This is a genomic window from Staphylococcus sp. FSL W8-0305, assembly GCF_037966415.1.
GTDB lineage: Bacteria > Bacillota > Bacilli > Staphylococcales > Staphylococcaceae > Staphylococcus > Staphylococcus aureus.
Genome location: NZ_CP150198.1, coordinates 1,908,881 through 1,925,473, shown reverse-complemented (window position 1 = coordinate 1,925,473; position 16,593 = coordinate 1,908,881). Strand labels below are relative to the sequence as shown.

Annotated in this window: 13 protein-coding genes; 9 read left to right on the top strand and 4 right to left on the bottom strand. The window is 33.8% G+C overall.

All coding sequences use genetic code 11. From position 1 onward, the window contains the following. Positions 1 to 111: 111 nt before the first annotated feature. From deoD to deoB, 4 genes are all read left to right on the top strand, one after another. Positions 112 to 819: a purine-nucleoside phosphorylase gene (gene deoD, locus NST10_RS09415; protein WP_000843296.1), complete on the top strand. Its 708-nt coding sequence runs from the start codon at positions 112 to 114 to the stop codon at positions 817 to 819. Between the two features lie 6 nt (positions 820 to 825). After that, entirely contained in the window at positions 826 to 2,178 is a 1,353-nt protein-coding gene (tet(38), locus tag NST10_RS09410) for a tetracycline efflux MFS transporter Tet(38) (RefSeq protein WP_303661509.1), read from the top strand. Positions 2,179 to 2,258: 80 nt separating this feature from the next. Next, positions 2,259 to 2,921, top strand: coding sequence for a deoxyribose-phosphate aldolase (deoC, locus tag NST10_RS09405; protein ID WP_000667286.1), 663 nt, complete (start codon positions 2,259 to 2,261; stop codon positions 2,919 to 2,921). 27 nt (positions 2,922 to 2,948) lie between these two features. Next, positions 2,949 to 4,127 (top strand): phosphopentomutase, encoded by a 1,179-nt coding sequence (gene deoB, locus NST10_RS09400; RefSeq protein ID WP_000197806.1) that lies wholly within the window; start codon positions 2,949 to 2,951, stop codon positions 4,125 to 4,127. Between the two features lie 130 nt (positions 4,128 to 4,257). Here the strand turns inward: deoB and phnE (NST10_RS09395) are convergent, their stop codons facing one another. The 4 genes from phnE (NST10_RS09395) to NST10_RS09380 all read right to left on the bottom strand — a co-directional run bounded on the left by phnE (NST10_RS09395) (position 4,258) and on the right by NST10_RS09380 (position 7,815). Continuing rightward, positions 4,258 to 5,073, bottom strand: coding sequence for a phosphonate ABC transporter, permease protein PhnE (gene phnE, locus NST10_RS09395; RefSeq protein WP_000191133.1), 816 nt, complete (start codon positions 5,071 to 5,073; stop codon positions 4,258 to 4,260). Then, positions 5,070 to 5,870, bottom strand: coding sequence for a phosphonate ABC transporter, permease protein PhnE (gene phnE, locus NST10_RS09390; RefSeq protein WP_001127863.1), 801 nt, complete (start codon positions 5,868 to 5,870; stop codon positions 5,070 to 5,072). Before phnE (NST10_RS09390) ends, phnE (NST10_RS09395) begins: the two co-directional genes overlap by 4 nt. Before the next feature lies 1 nt (position 5,871). Further along, the gene (phnC, locus tag NST10_RS09385; RefSeq protein ID WP_000078278.1) at positions 5,872 to 6,645 is read right to left on the bottom strand and encodes a phosphonate ABC transporter ATP-binding protein; all 774 of its coding nucleotides are present in this window, start codon (positions 6,643 to 6,645) and stop codon (positions 5,872 to 5,874) included. Between the two features lie 213 nt (positions 6,646 to 6,858). After that, entirely contained in the window at positions 6,859 to 7,815 is a 957-nt protein-coding gene (locus NST10_RS09380) for a phosphate/phosphite/phosphonate ABC transporter substrate-binding protein (RefSeq protein ID WP_339209633.1), read from the bottom strand. A gap of 228 nt (positions 7,816 to 8,043) precedes the next feature. On the opposite strand from NST10_RS09380, the gene NST10_RS09375 reads away from it, so the two are divergent. From NST10_RS09375 to adhE, 5 genes are all read left to right on the top strand, one after another. Further along, positions 8,044 to 9,588, top strand: coding sequence for a hypothetical protein (locus NST10_RS09375; RefSeq protein WP_000790531.1), 1,545 nt, complete (start codon positions 8,044 to 8,046; stop codon positions 9,586 to 9,588). Between the two features lie 50 nt (positions 9,589 to 9,638). Further along, positions 9,639 to 11,174, top strand: coding sequence for a bifunctional UDP-sugar hydrolase/5'-nucleotidase (locus NST10_RS09370; protein WP_000065044.1), 1,536 nt, complete (start codon positions 9,639 to 9,641; stop codon positions 11,172 to 11,174). 156 nt (positions 11,175 to 11,330) lie between these two features. Then, on the top strand, positions 11,331 to 12,098 hold the full coding sequence (locus NST10_RS09365) for a hypothetical protein (protein ID WP_000447775.1): 768 nt from the start codon (positions 11,331 to 11,333) through the stop codon (positions 12,096 to 12,098). Positions 12,099 to 12,103: 5 nt separating this feature from the next. Beyond that, entirely contained in the window at positions 12,104 to 13,279 is a 1,176-nt protein-coding gene (locus NST10_RS09360; RefSeq protein ID WP_000469818.1) for an XRE family transcriptional regulator, read from the top strand. 385 nt (positions 13,280 to 13,664) lie between these two features. After that, positions 13,665 to 16,274: a bifunctional acetaldehyde-CoA/alcohol dehydrogenase gene (gene adhE, locus NST10_RS09355; protein WP_000955797.1), complete on the top strand. Its 2,610-nt coding sequence runs from the start codon at positions 13,665 to 13,667 to the stop codon at positions 16,272 to 16,274. Positions 16,275 to 16,593 lie beyond the last annotated feature (319 nt).

The window sequence follows — 16,593 nt, the reverse complement described above, 5'->3', positions numbered from 1 at the left end:
GTTCTTAATATTGTCAAAATGTAATGCTTGAAAGCGCTTTTAAAAAATATTATTATATACATGGTTAGACAAATAGACAAATTACTATACAAATATTGGGAGGAATATTTTATGAAATCAACACCACACATTAAACCAATGAATGACGTCGAAATTGCAGAAACGGTTCTATTGCCAGGAGATCCGTTAAGAGCTAAGTTCATTGCAGAAACATATTTGGACGATGTGGAACAGTTCAATACAGTGCGAAATATGTTTGGTTTTACCGGAACATATAAAGGTAAAAAAGTTTCTGTCATGGGTTCAGGAATGGGTATGCCATCTATTGGCATTTACTCTTATGAATTAATTCATACATTTGGTTGTAAAAAATTAATTCGCGTTGGTTCTTGTGGCGCGATGCAAGAAAACATTGATTTATATGATGTGATTGTTGCACAAGGTGCCTCTACTGATTCAAATTACGTTCAACAATATCAATTACCAGGTCATTTTGCGCCAATTGCTTCTTATCAGTTATTAGAAAAAGCTGTTGAAACAGCACGTGACAAAGGTGTACGTCATCATGTAGGTAATGTGTTATCAAGTGATATTTTCTATAACGCGGATACAACAGCGAGTGAACGTTGGATGCGTATGGGTATTTTAGGTGTAGAAATGGAATCAGCTGCATTATACATGAATGCAATTTACGCTGGTGTCGAAGCATTAGGTGTGTTCACAGTGAGCGATCATTTAATTCATGAAACGTCAACAACACCTGAGGAAAGGGAACGTGCATTTACAGATATGATTGAAATTGCACTGTCATTGGTGTAGATGATTATGAATGTTGAATATTCTAAAATAAAGAAAGCAGTACCTATTTTATTATTCTTATTTGTATTCAGTTTGGTTATAGACAACTCATTCAAATTGATTTCTGTAGCCATTGCTGATGACTTAAACATTTCAGTAACGACAGTAAGTTGGCAAGCGACATTAGCCGGTTTAGTAATTGGTATTGGCGCTGTAGTATACGCTTCATTATCTGATGCCATTAGTATACGCACACTATTTATTTATGGCGTGATATTAATCATTATCGGATCAATTATTGGTTACATTTTCCAACATCAATTCGCATTACTTTTAGTTGGACGTATTATTCAAACTGCAGGTTTAGCTGCTGCAGAGACATTATATGTGATATATGTTGCAAAGTATCTTTCTAAAGAGGACCAGAAGACTTACCTTGGCTTAAGTACGAGCAGTTATTCCTTGTCATTAGTTATCGGTACATTATCAGGTGGATTTATTTCTACGTATTTACACTGGACAAATATGTTTTTAATTGCATTAATCGTAGTATTTACGTTGCCATTCCTATTTAAATTATTACCAAAAGAAAATAATACAAATAAAGCTCATTTAGATTTTGTTGGCTTAATTCTAGTGGCAACTATCGCTACAACAGTTATGCTGTTTATTACGAACTTTAATTGGTTATATATGATTGGTGCCTTAATTGCGATTATCGTTTTTGCGATATATATTAAAAATGCGCAACGTCCATTAGTAAACAAATCATTTTTCCAAAATAAACGTTATGCTTCATTTTTATTTATAGTATTTGTAATGTATGCCATCCAATTGGGTTATATTTTTACGTTCCCATTCATAATGGAACAAATTTATCATCTTCAGCTAGACACAACATCACTGCTATTAGTACCGGGTTATATTGTAGCAGTCATCGTTGGTGCACTAAGTGGTAAAATCGGCGAATATCTTAATTCAAAACAAGCGATTATCACAGCAATTATTTTAATCGCACTGAGCTTGATTTTACCTGCATTTGCAGTAGGTAATCACATTTCAATCTTCGTCATTTCTATGATATTCTTTGCAGGTAGCTTTGCTTTAATGTATGCACCTTTACTTAACGAAGCCATTAAAACAATAGATCTTAATATGACAGGTGTGGCTATTGGTTTTTATAATTTAATTATTAATGTGGCGGTATCTGTAGGTATTGCGATTGCTGCGGCTTTAATCGATTTTAAAGCATTAAATTTCCCAGGCAATGATGCATTAAGTTCACATTTCGGTATTATTTTAATTATTTTAGGTTTAATGAGTATTGTCGGATTAGTTTTATTCGTCATCTTAAATCGTTGGACACAATCTGAAAAATAAATAGATATAAATTCGCGAGATATATTCGTATTTATAGTAAAATTAAATAAAGAGATTATATAACACGAGGAGTAGTAAGTATGAAATTTGAGAAATATATAGATCACACTTTATTGAAGCCTGAGTCAACACGTACGCAAATCGATCAAATCATCGATGAAGCGAAAGCATACAATTTTAAATCTGTATGTGTGAATCCAACGCATGTTAAATATGCAGCAGAGCGACTAGCTGATTCAGAGGTGCTAGTTTGTACGGTAATAGGATTCCCATTAGGTGCGTCGACAACTGCAACGAAAGTATTTGAAACAGAAGATGCAATTCAAAATGGTGCAGATGAAATTGACATGGTCATCAACATCGGCGCATTAAAAGATGGGCGTTTTGATGATGTACAACAAGACATTGAAGCAGTGGTTAAAGCTGCGGAAGGTCACACAGTAAAAGTGATTATTGAGACGGTATTGTTGGACCATGACGAAATCGTAAAAGCGAGTGAATTAACAAAAGCGGCTGGTGCGGACTTCGTTAAAACTTCAACAGGTTTTGCAGGTGGCGGTGCGACTGCAGAAGACGTTAAATTAATGAAAGATACAGTAGGTGCAGATGTAGAAGTAAAAGCATCAGGTGGCGTACGTAATTTAGAAGATTTCAATAAAATGGTTGAAGCGGGTGCGACACGTATTGGTGCGAGCGCAGGCGTTCAAATTATGCAAGGTTTAGAAGCAGATTCAGATTACTAATATATATAAAATTTGGGAGTGATAGCTATGACAAGACCATTTAATCGTGTACATTTAATCGTAATGGATTCAGTAGGTATTGGTGAAGCGCCAGACGCAGCTGATTTTAAAGATGAAGGTTCACATACTTTAAGACATACCTTAGAAGGCTTCGATCAAACTTTACCAAACCTTGAAAAGTTAGGTCTAGGGAACATCGATAAATTACCAGTAGTAAATGCAGTTGAACAACCAGAAGCATACTATACTAAATTGAGTGAAGCTTCAGTTGGTAAAGATACAATGACTGGTCACTGGGAAATTATGGGATTAAATATTATGCAGCCTTTTAAAGTATACCCTAATGGATTCCCTGAAGAGTTAATTCAACAAATTGAAGAAATGACAGGTCGTAAAGTTGTTGCTAACAAACCGGCATCGGGTACGCAAATTATCGATGAGTGGGGCGAGCACCAAATGAAAACTGGTGACTTAATTGTTTATACAAGTGCAGACCCAGTATTGCAAATTGCTGCACATGAAGACATTATCCCATTAGAAGAGTTATATGATATTTGTGAAAAGGTTCGTGAGTTGACAAAAGACCCTAAATATTTAATTGGTCGTATTATCGCACGTCCATATGTTGGTGAACCAGGAAACTTTACACGTACATCTAATCGACATGACTATGCGTTAAAACCATTTGGTAAAACTGTCTTAGATCATTTGAAAGACGGTGGTTATGATGTCATTGCCATCGGTAAAATTAATGACATTTATGATGGTGAAGGTGTAACAGAAGCGGTTCGTACAAAGAGTAACATGGACGGTATGGATCAATTGATGAAAATTGTTAAGAAAGATTTCACAGGTATTAGCTTCTTAAACTTAGTAGACTTTGATGCATTATACGGTCATCGTCGTGATAAACCGGGTTATGCACAAGCAATTAAAGATTTCGATGATCGCTTGCCAGAACTGTTTAGCAACTTAAAAGAAGACGATTTAGTAATTATTACAGCAGACCATGGTAATGACCCGACAGCGCCAGGTACGGACCATACGAGAGAATACATCCCAGTAATTATGTACAGTCCGAAATTTAAAGGTGGTCATGCACTAGAAAGTGATACTACATTCAGCTCTATCGGTGCAACTATAGCAGATAATTTCAACGTAACATTACCAGAGTTCGGTAAAAGTTATTTAAAGGAATTAAAATAGAATAAATTTAGATATAATAAAAACAGCAGTGAAGTTAACTATAATAATAGTTTTCTTCACTGCTGTTTTTATTATAATAGAGAAACGTAAGACGGTAGGACCTCTTATTCAGGAGTATCCTGATTTAATGTTAAAGAATACGTTTTCGGATTGAACCGGAAATTAAATCGACAATTGCGACCATTAGTACTAAACCGATTAATATAATACCTACACGGTCCCAAGAACGTGTTTGAATGGCAAATATGAGTGGTGTCCCGATACCACCAGCCCCAATTAGCCCCAGTATAGAAGCTGAACGTAAGTTTAGTTCAAAGCGATAAAGTATGAGTGATAGAAAGGCAGGCATAATTTGTGGTATGACTGCAAATACGAGTGTTTTAATCTTATTCGCACCACTGGCCTTTAATGATTCTACAGCACTGAAATCTAGACTTTCAATATCTTCAGCTAAAAGTTTCCCAAGCATACCTACGGAATGGATACCTAAAGCTAATACACCTGAAAATGAACCTGGGCCAACAGCTTTGATAAATATAAGTGCCATTACAATTTCTGGGAAGACACGTATAACACTTAAAATAAATTTGCTAACACCTGAAACTGGGCGTAGCTTTACCATATTATTTGCACCTAGAAATGCTAATGGAATACAGATAATTGCGGCGATGAAAGTACCTACAACGGCTATCGCAAAGGTTTCAAGTAAACCACGTAATAAGTCTTCGCCATCTGGTATATAGATATAGCTGATATCAGGATGGAATAATCCGCTGAATATGGATTTTAAGATTTCTAATGATTTACTTTTAAGTTCTAAACTTGGTACACCTGCAAATGCCCAGATGATAATAGCTAAGACGACAATTGCAATAAGCCATCTTTTAATCAATTTTCGTTTGTGTGCTTTTGTGTGAACATTATATTTTTCTATTTCCTGTGTCATGCGAGATGTGCCCTCACTTTCGTACTGATGTAATCAATGACGACGACGATAACTAAAGTAAATAAAATAATCGTTGCTGTTTTTGGATATTGAAATAAACCAAGTGTTTGATCATAAAACAATCCAATACCGCCAGCGCCGACTAATCCAAGCACAGCTGAAGCACGTATATTTACTTCAAATGCATATAATACGTATGACATAAATGACGATATGGCTTGTGGTACAACACCGAAAACAATCCATTTTATTTTATTAGCGCCAACAGCCGTCATTGCTTCCATTGGACCTGGATCTATCGTTTCCAATGATTCATATAATAATTTTCCAATAATACAGATAGTTAAAATAAACAATGCTAATATCCCTGGAATTTGACCGATTCCAAATACAGCCACAAAGATTGCTGCTAATAACAAATCTGGAATAGTACGAACTATATTTAAAATAAAGCGCGAGGGTATTGAAATCCACTTTTGATGAACGATATTGCTAGCACATAATAACGCAATTGGTATTGAAACGATGCTACCTAATACTGTACTTACGATAGCCATTCGAATGGTATCTAACATTGGCGTTGTAATTTGTTGTAAATACTCGAAATCAGGTGGAATCATTTGTTTGAATAGATCACCTATTTGAGGTATTCCTATCATTAAATCTCCAAAATTAAACCCCGTATAAATGAAGCTCCAAATGATAAGCACAATGATTAACATGAAGGTAAAACTCGTTTTTAAAGAAACCTTTTTCTTTAAAAGGGAGTCATACTTTGTAGGTGTTTCTAAAGGCATGTTAGTTCACTCCTAGCTTTTCATCTTCTTTAATTGTACGTCCATATATTTTACTAAATACGTCATCTGTTGCTTCAGATGCAGGACCATCATAGACAACTTCACCATCACGTAAACCAATGATGCGTGTGCCATATTCTTTTGCTAAGTCAACAAAATGTAAATTAATTAAAATTGTGATGCCTAATTCTTGGTTGATTTTTCTTAAATCATCCATAACCTGTTTCGTTGTTAATGGGTCTAATGAAGCAACTGGTTCATCTGCAAGAATAATTTCGGATTCTTGGCATAGCGCACGTGCAATAGATATACGTTGTTGTTGGCCACCTGATAATTCATCAGAGCGTTGATTATATTTATCTAAGATGTTGACCCGTTCTAGTGCATCCATTGCTTTAATTTTGTCTTCTTTTGGAAATAAACCTAATACCATTTTCCAAGTAGGGTGATAACCTACACGTCCACTTAGTACATTTCGTAATACACTTGACCGTTTAACTAAATTAAAATGTTGGAAAATCATGCCTATATTTCGGCGCATTTCTAATAATGCTTTACCATGGGCTTTAGTGATTGATTTACCTTGAATGAAAATTTCACCTGACGTGATATCATGCAAACGATTTACAGATCTTAATAACGTGGATTTCCCAGCACCAGATAGTCCGACAATGACTGCAAATTCACCTTTTTCAATATTTAAGTTAATATTTTTCAAGCCTACATGACCGTTAGGATAGACTTTACTGACGTTTTTAAATTTGATTTGACTCATGTTTGACACCTTTCTTTAATAAAGAAAAGCCAAGGTAAACTGAAATATCATAGACATTGGGTTTCTGTGTACAAATAGTTTCAAATGTACAGCGACACCTTTCTATATCTGTTTCAGTTTAGCGCCTAGCTTTTCAATATTAATCTAGAATATATCTATTGAACGAAAGCTTTTAATACCAAATTCGATAATGATTCATTGGTTAAATAATGATTATTTCATATCTTTAACTAATTTTTCGTACTCTCTTACAATGTCGAAATTTGAATCTTTCGTTTCTGTGTATCCTTCATGTGAATAAACTTCGCTAATAATTTTGTGACCTTCTTTTGATTTAGCAATGTCTATAAAAGCTTTTTTCAATTTCTCTTGGAAGTCTTTATCCATATCTGGTCTTACAGAAATTGTGTCATTCGGAATAGCTTGTGTTAATTTTAAAATTCGTGTGTCTTTAAATACATTTGGTTGGTCTTTTTTCACAGTATTACGTGCATCGTTAAATACAGCTGCAGCATCTACATCTCCATTTAATAATGAGATAACTGCTTGGTCATGACCTTTAACATTCACAATTTTCATATCTTTAGTTGCATTAATACCTGCTTCGTTTTTTAACATCGCAAGTGGGAATGTATATCCAGCAGTTGATGTTACATCTTGTAAGGCAATTTTCTTACCTTTTAAATCTTTCAAGCTTTTAATTTTTGAGTCTTTTTTAACAAGAATTTCTGATTTATAACTATTTACAAGTTCTTTACTTGCTGAACCATCTTCTTTTACACCAAAACGTTGTGCTTGTAATAATAAATCAGCTGCTTTTTGATCATGTGCTAATGTGTATGCCGTTGGTGGTAAGAAACCAACATCAACTTTTTTAGACTTCATAGCTTCAACAATTGTATTGTAGTTAGTTGATACAGACACTTTAACTGGAATCCCTAATTCTTTAGATAGTAATTTTTCTAATGGTTTTGCTTTAGCCTCTAATGTTCCAGCATTTTGCGAAGGTACAAATTGAACTGTTAATTCTTTAGGTTTGTATCCTCCTGATTTAGAATCCGAATCATTACTAGCGTTCTTTTGATTATCTAAAGAACTTGAATTTCCACATGCTGCTGCAAAAACAATGACTGCTAACATTAATACAAATAAACACTTAAAATTTTTCATTTGATAACTGTCCCCTTCACATTCTTAATCGTGTAATATGTATGCAATGAAATTACACTTATAGCGTACCACATTTAAATGCTAAAAAGTATTTTATAAAAATGAATTTTAATAACTTTCTTTAAGAGTGTGATAAGATTTTGTAAAATTTTCGTTAAATTGCCCATTTCAAACATATATTTATCCTATAATTCAAGAACAAATTTATTTTAAAAGGAGCCTCAAAAAATGAAAAATATATATAAGTCATTAACTGTCTCTGCAATTGTTGCAACGGTATCATTAAGTGCTTTACCGCAATCTTTAGCTATAACGCATGAATCGCAACCTACAAAGCAACAGCAAACAGTATTATTCGATCGTTCTCATGGTCAAACAGCTGGTGCTGCAGATTGGGTTAGTGATGGTGCATTTTCAGATTATGCGGATTCAATACAAAAACAAGGTTATGACGTTAAAGCTATTGATGGTCATTCGAACATAACAGAAGCAAGTTTGAAAAGTTCCAAAATATTTGTAATTCCTGAGGCTAACATTCCTTTCAAAGAATCAGAACAGGCAGCAATTGTTAACTATGTGAAACAAGGGGGAAATGTTGTCTTTATTTCAGACCATTACAATGCTGACCGAAATTTAAATCGTATTGATTCATCAGAGGCAATGAATGGTTATCGACGTGGAGCGTATGAAGATATGTCGAAAGGTATGAATGCAGAAGAAAAAAGTTCTACTGCAATGCAAGGTGTGAAAAGTTCAGATTGGTTATCTACAAACTTTGGCGTACGTTTTCGATATAATGCACTAGGTGATTTAAATACGAGCAATATTGTTTCTTCAAAAGAAAGTTTTGGTATTACTGAAGGTGTGAAATCTGTATCTATGCATGCCGGTTCGACATTAGCAATTACTAATCCAGAGAAAGCAAAAGGTATTGTGTATACACCAGAACAATTGCCAGCGAAAAGTAAATGGTCACATGCTGTAGATCAAGGTATTTATAATGGGGGCGGTAAAGCAGAAGGTCCCTATGTAGCAATTTCTAAAGTTGGAAAAGGTAAAGCAGCATTTATCGGTGATTCATCACTTGTGGAAGATAGTTCGCCCAAATATGTGAGAGAAGATAATGGAGAAAAGAAGAAAACATATGATGGTTTTAAAGAACAAGACAACGGTAAGCTATTAAATAATATAACAGCTTGGATGTCTAAAGATAATGATGGGAAATCACTTAAGGCGAGTGGCCTAACATTAGATACAAAGACTAAGTTGCTTGATTTTGAACGACCAGAGCGTTCAACTGAGCCTGAAAAAGAGCCATGGTCACAACCGCCGAGTGGTTATAAATGGTATGACCCAACAACATTTAAAGCAGGTAGTTATGGCAGTGAAAAAGGCGCGGATCCTCAGCCAAACACACCAGATGATCATACGCCACCAAATCAGACCGAAAAAGTATCATTTGATATCCCGCAAAATGTTTCTGTAAATGAGCCATTTGAAGTGACAATACATTTAAAAGGATTTGAAGCAAATCAAACACTTGAAAATCTTAGAGTTGGTATTTACAAAGAAGGAGGACGTCAAATCGGACAATTTTCAAGTAAAGATAACGATTATAACCCGCCAGGTTACAGTACTTTGCCAACAGTTAAAGCAGATGAAAACGGAAATGCCACAATTAAGGTCAATGCCAAAGTACTCGAAAGTATGGAAGGTTCAAAGATTCGTTTAAAACTCGGTGACAAAACCTTGATTACAACAGACTTCAAATAAATATATAATAGAAATAAGAAAGATGTTTGTGATTGAAGGAGTGAGTGAGGATGTCAAACATAGCATTTTATGTCGTGAGTGACGTACATGGTTATATTTTCCCAACAGATTTTACGAGTAGAAATCAATATCAGCCTATGGGATTGTTACTAGCGAATCATGTTATAGAACAAGACAGAAGGCAGTATGACCAAAGTTTTAAAATAGATAATGGTGATTTTTTGCAAGGGTCACCATTTTGTAATTACTTAATCGCGCATAGCGGCAGTAGCCAGCCTTTAGTTGATTTTTATAATCGAATGGCATTCGACTTTGGTACGCTTGGTAATCATGAATTTAATTATGGATTACCATACTTAAAAGACACTTTACGCAGACTCAATTATCCAGTTTTGTGCGCTAATATTTATGAAAATGATAGTACATTGACTGATAACGGTGTGCAGTATTTTCAGGTTGGAGATCAAACGGTTGGTGTGATAGGTTTAACGACACAATTTATTCCCCATTGGGAACAACCAGAGCATATTCAGTCACTTACGTTTCATAGTGCTTTTGCAACACTTCAACAACACTTACCTGAAATGAAGCGATATGCAGATATCATTGTGGTTTGTTACCATGGTGGATTTGAAAAGGATATAGAAAGTGGTACGCCGACCGAAGTGTTAACGGGTGAAAATGAAGGATATGGCATGTTAGAAGCGTTTTCTAAAGATATAGATATCTTTATTACGGGTCACCAACATCGACAAATTGCTGAAAGGTTTAAGCAAACGGCTGTGATTCAACCTGGTACGAGAGGTACAACTGTAGGCAAAGTTGTCTTGAGTACTGATGAATATGAAAATGTATCCGTTGAATCATGTGAATTACTTCCTGTTATAGATGATCCCACATTTACTATTGATGAAGATGACCAACATATACGAAAGCAGCTAGAGGACTGGTTAGATTACGAAATTACAACATTGCCATATGATATGATGATTAATCATGCATTTGAGGCACGTGTAGCTCCGCATCCTTTTACTAATTTTATGAATTACGCTTTATTAGAAAAAAGTGGAGCAGATGTTGCCTGTACAGCTTTGTTTGATTCTGCTAGTGGTTTCAAGCAAGTCGTGACGATGCGAGATGTTATTAACAATTACCCATTTCCAAATACATTTAAAGTTTTAGCTGTAAGTGGTTTCAAACTTAAACAAGCCATTGAACGATCAGCAGAATATTTTGACGTGAAAAATGATGAAGTAAGTGTGAGCGCAGACTTCCTTGAACCCAAACCCCAACACTTTAATTATGATATATATGGTGGCGTAAGTTATACCATTCATGTTGGAAGACCAAAGGGACAACGTGTGAGCAATATGATGATTCAAGGTCACGCAGTTGATTTAAAGCAGACATATACAATTTGTGTAAATAATTATCGTGCAGTTGGCGGTGGTCAGTATGATATGTATATCGACGCGCCAGTTGTAAAAGATATTCAAGTTGAAGGCGCACAATTACTTATTGATTTTTTATCAAATAATAAATTGATGCGCATCCCGCAAGTTGTTGATTTTAAAGTTGAAAAGTGACGGATATATGTAAAACTTACTTGATTTTAATCGGGTAAGTTTTTGTTTTTGTTTAAACTAATCACTCTTAAACACCAATATACTTTAAGAAAAATGTTGATTTTACAAAAAACAAGGCTTATATTTTATATAACTTAATATTATGAAGTGATTAATTTGGAAACAATTAAACAAGAAGTAAGAGAATCTATTGTTAAAGGAATTTTCGCGGGATATAAGGACTATGTTAATGAGAGAAATGAAGTCAAGAAACGTATGGTGATTAGTGATGCCTATGTGTACACCAAATCTAATCATATTGAAAATCAAGTTGCTAAGCATTTGGAAAATTTTGTTAAGTATATTAAAGAAAATGCTGGACCATCATGGAAGTATTTAAAGTTTATATTTAATAAGGATGAAGAGAAAAATAATATCATGTTTATATTGAAAAATGAAGATTACTTTGATGAAAAAAATGTAAGCGTAGGGAAGAGTTTAGTTGCTGATAAGAATCAAAAAAGTAAAAACTACCTAGAGGGACTTATAGCTAAGAATAGTGGCATTAATTTTGATACTGTTGGAGAAGATTTTAAAATTAGGCATCAAATGACTGCAGATAGTATATTATTTAATATAAAAGAAGGCAGTAATAGAGATATTAATTCTTATTTTTTAATTATTACATATCGTATTGATAAAGAATCAAAGCAATTAGCTGCAATCAAACAATGGTTGCCAAATCCAGAAACAAATTCTGCAATTATGGTTGATGATTTGACACCATTGTTAGACAAAGTAATAGTAGAAAGAGAAGATTATCATATTGACGAAGAAGAGTTAGAAGTACTTAAAAACGATGGAGAGTTAGAATTCATAGATGTAGAACATGCATTTGGTATCAGTATCGATGAAGATAACGATATGATTGAAAGCGAAAGGTGAAGTTAATGTTTATTGGCAAGAATTTAGAATACGTGAGAAAGCTTAATGCTCTAAGTAGAAAAGAATTATCAGAAAAAATAAATGTAAGTGAACAAGCAATTTGGCAATATGAAACAAAAAATATGATGCCAGAAATTAATAAAATTTATGATATGACATCTATTTTTAATGTTAAATCTAGCTACTTTATTAGCGAGCAGCCCGAAGAGCTCCTAATAAATTCTGTCGATAAACATAGTATAGCTTTTAGAGCAAAAAATTATAAAGTATCTACGAAACTATTAAATAAGCAATATTATCAAGCAATGTATTTATCTAATTTAACTAGCTACTTATTTTCCTTTGTAAAGATACCGGATAATATTATTTTATCTTTAATAAATAATTTAGATGACTTGTTGAATGGCAATTTAGAATCACTAAATAAAAAAGAAAGCATAAAAGAAACTGCTAAAGTTGTGAGGGCTAAAATTCTTCAAGACGAAAGCAATGAAGCACTATTATTTATGCTTGAAAAAGCGGGTATAGTTATCTACGAAAAGCGAATTAATGATAGTATAGACGCATATAGTTTTTGGAGTAAAGATCAGACACCTTTTATTATACTGGGTACAAATAAGGGGGTAGCAGTTAGAAGGAATTTTGATCTTGCACATGAGCTGGGACATCTCGTTCTACATCGTCATATTCAATTCGATTTATTATCTCCTGAAGAATATAAGACAATTGAACATGAGGCAGATATTTTCGCCTCTGAATTTTTACTACCTGAAGAAGCGTTTAAAAAAGACTTTGATCAAATGACAAAAAAATCAAATCCTGATTATTTAGCTGTATTGAAAGAAAAATGGTATGTTTCTATACAAGCAATTGCAATGAGAGCCTATTATCTAGGTCTAATGTCTAGTACTCAGTACAGATATTTTTGGGCATCATTAAATAAAAAAGGCTATAAAAGTAAAGAGCCTTTAGACGACGTGATTGAAATGTCACGTCCTGTCAAAATGAATAGTTTATTAAAGTTGTATTTTGATAGAAATATACTGACACCACAAAAATTATTGAATTATTTAAAAGTTGATGAAACATTTTTGAATCATCTAGCAGGTATTAATTTAAAACTCTTTAAGGATTATGTTAATGAAAATAGAGAATATAATATAACGAATCTATATAAATAAGACACCAATATTTAAACCTCGAGCTGAAAAGATTATCATTTCAGTTCGAGGTTTTTATTTGCAACATCTGTTGATAGGTATCGACAAGGACCTTTTAATGTTGTGTTTTGTGCGATATAACAAGCTTTTTAGGCTATTAAAGAATATTCAGAATTAAATATATAATTATGAATAAATTATGTCATTGAAAAAATTATGATTATAAAATCATTCTAAAAACACCGAAATAACAATGATTTCATGAAAACATTTATTTTAAAATTTGATATTTGTTCAAATAATATTCGAAATTAAACTTTTTTGTATAGAATTTTCTTTATATCCTGAGAGACATGTACTATAATGTTTGTGAAATAATTCACAAAGTATAAAGGAGTGGTTGTATATGTTAACTATACCTGAAAAAGAAAATCGTGGATCGAAAGAACAAGAAGTGGCAATTATGATTGATGCTCTAGCTGACAAAGGGAAAAAGGCATTAGAAGCATTATCTAAAAAGTCACAAGAAGAAATTAATCATATTGTTCATCAAATGAGCTTAGCAGCTGTTGATCAACATATGGTGCTAGCAAAATTAGCACATGAAGAAACTGGAAGAGGTATATACGAAGATAAAGCGATTAAAAATTTATACGCTTCTGAATATATATGGAATTCAATAAAAGACAATAAGACAGTAGGGATTATTGGTGAAGATAAAGAAAAAGGATTAACGTATGTAGCGGAACCAATTGGTGTTATTTGTGGTGTTACGCCAACAACAAATCCTACGTCGACAACTATTTTTAAAGCGATGATTGCAATTAAGACAGGAAATCCAATCATTTTTGCATTCCATCCAAGTGCGCAAGAATCGTCGAAGCGTGCAGCAGAAGTTGTATTAGAAGCGGCAATGAAGGCAGGTGCACCTAAAGATATTATTCAATGGATTGAAGTGCCCTCTATCGAAGCAACAAAACAATTAATGAATCACAAAGGTATTGCATTAGTTCTAGCAACAGGTGGTTCGGGCATGGTTAAGTCTGCATATTCAACTGGCAAACCGGCATTAGGTGTGGGACCAGGTAACGTGCCGTCTTACATTGAAAAAACAGCACACATTAAGCGTGCAGTAAATGATATCATTGGTTCAAAAACATTTGATAATGGTATGATTTGTGCTTCTGAACAAGTTGTAGTCATTGATAAAGAAATTTATAAAGATGTTACTAATGAATTTAAAGCACATCAAGCATACTTTGTTAAAAAAGATGAATTACAACGCTTAGAAAATGCAATTATGAATGAACAAAAAACAAGTATTAAACCTGATATTGTCGGTAAATCTGCAGTTGAAATAGCTGAATTAGCAGGTATACCTGTCCCCGAAAATACAAAACTTATCATAGCCGAAATTAGCGGTGTAGGTTCAGACTATCCGTTATCTCGTGAAAAATTATCTCCAGTATTAGCCTTAGTAAAAGCCCAATCTACAAAACAAGCATTTCAAATTTGTGAAGACACACTACATTTTGGTGGATTAGGACACACAGCCGTTATCCATACAGAAGATGAAACATTACAAAAAGATTTTGGACTAAGAATGAAAGCTTGTCGTGTACTTGTAAATACACCATCAGCGGTTGGAGGTATTGGTGATATGTATAACGAATTGATTCCGTCTTTAACATTAGGTTGTGGTTCGTACGGTAGAAACTCAATTTCACATAATGTTAGTGCGACAGATTTATTAAACATTAAAACAATTGCTAAACGACGTAATAATACTCAAATTTTCAAGGTGCCTGCTCAAATTTATTTTGAAGAAAATGCAATCATGAGTCTAACAACAATGGACAAGATTGAAAAAGTGATGATTGTCTGTGACCCTGGTATGGTCGAATTCGGTTATACAAAAACAGTTGAGAATGTATTAAGACAAAGAACGGAACAGCCTCAAATTAAAATATTTAGCGAAGTCGAACCGAACCCATCAACGAATACAGTATATAAAGGTCTGGAAATGATGGTTGATTTCCAACCGGATACAATCATTGCACTTGGTGGTGGTTCAGCGATGGATGCTGCAAAAGCAATGTGGATGTTCTTTGAACACCCTGAGACATCATTCTTCGGTGCTAAACAAAAGTTCCTAGACATCGGTAAACGTACTTATAAAATAGGCATGCCTGAAAATGCGACGTTCATTTGTATCCCTACGACATCAGGTACAGGTTCAGAAGTAACACCATTTGCAGTTATCACAGATAGTGAAACAAATGTAAAATATCCGTTGGCTGATTTTGCTTTAACACCTGATGTTGCAATTATTGACCCTCAATTTGTGATGAGTGTGCCAAAAAGCGTTACAGCAGATACAGGAATGGATGTACTAACGCATGCAATGGAATCATATGTATCTGTAATGGCTTCAGATTACACAAGAGGTTTGAGTCTACAAGCGATTAAATTGACGTTCGAATATTTAAAATCATCTGTTGAAAAAGGTGATAAAGTTTCAAGAGAGAAAATGCATAACGCATCAACTTTGGCTGGTATGGCATTTGCAAATGCATTCTTAGGCATTGCACACTCAATTGCGCATAAAATTGGTGGGGAATATGGTATTCCGCATGGTAGAGCGAATGCGATATTACTACCGCATATTATCCGTTATAATGCCAAAGACCCGCAAAAACATGCATTATTCCCTAAATATGAGTTCTTCAGAGCAGATACAGATTATGCAGATATTGCCAAATTCTTAGGATTAAAAGGTAATACGACAGAAGCACTCGTAGAATCATTAGCTAAAGCTGTCTACGAATTAGGTCAATCAGTCGGAATTGAAATGAATTTGAAATCACAAGGTGTGTCTGAAGAAGAATTAAATGAGTCAATTGATAGAATGGCAGAGCTCGCATTTGAAGATCAGTGTACAACTGCTAATCCTAAAGAAGCGCTAATCAGTGAAATCAAAGATATCATTCAAACATCATATGATTATAAGCAATAATCTATCTGATAATAATCATCTAACTCACCTGAAATTACAAAAGTAAAAAATGCCACATAAACTTAAAGTCGATAATCATTATACGGTTATCGGCTTTTCTTTATTGCCAAATCTTCAGAGAGATACAACCTAGACAATCAATTTTTTTAATAAAGAAAGTATTAAGATTGGTACACTTTTCACAAACTATTACTACTTTAGAGTATAATTATTTTTAATTTCATATAAATAAAAAGGCGAAAATAATGCGGTTTAAAAGTAATTAATTGTTTAAACGATATGTAATATGTAAATACTATATATATAATACCAATTTTAA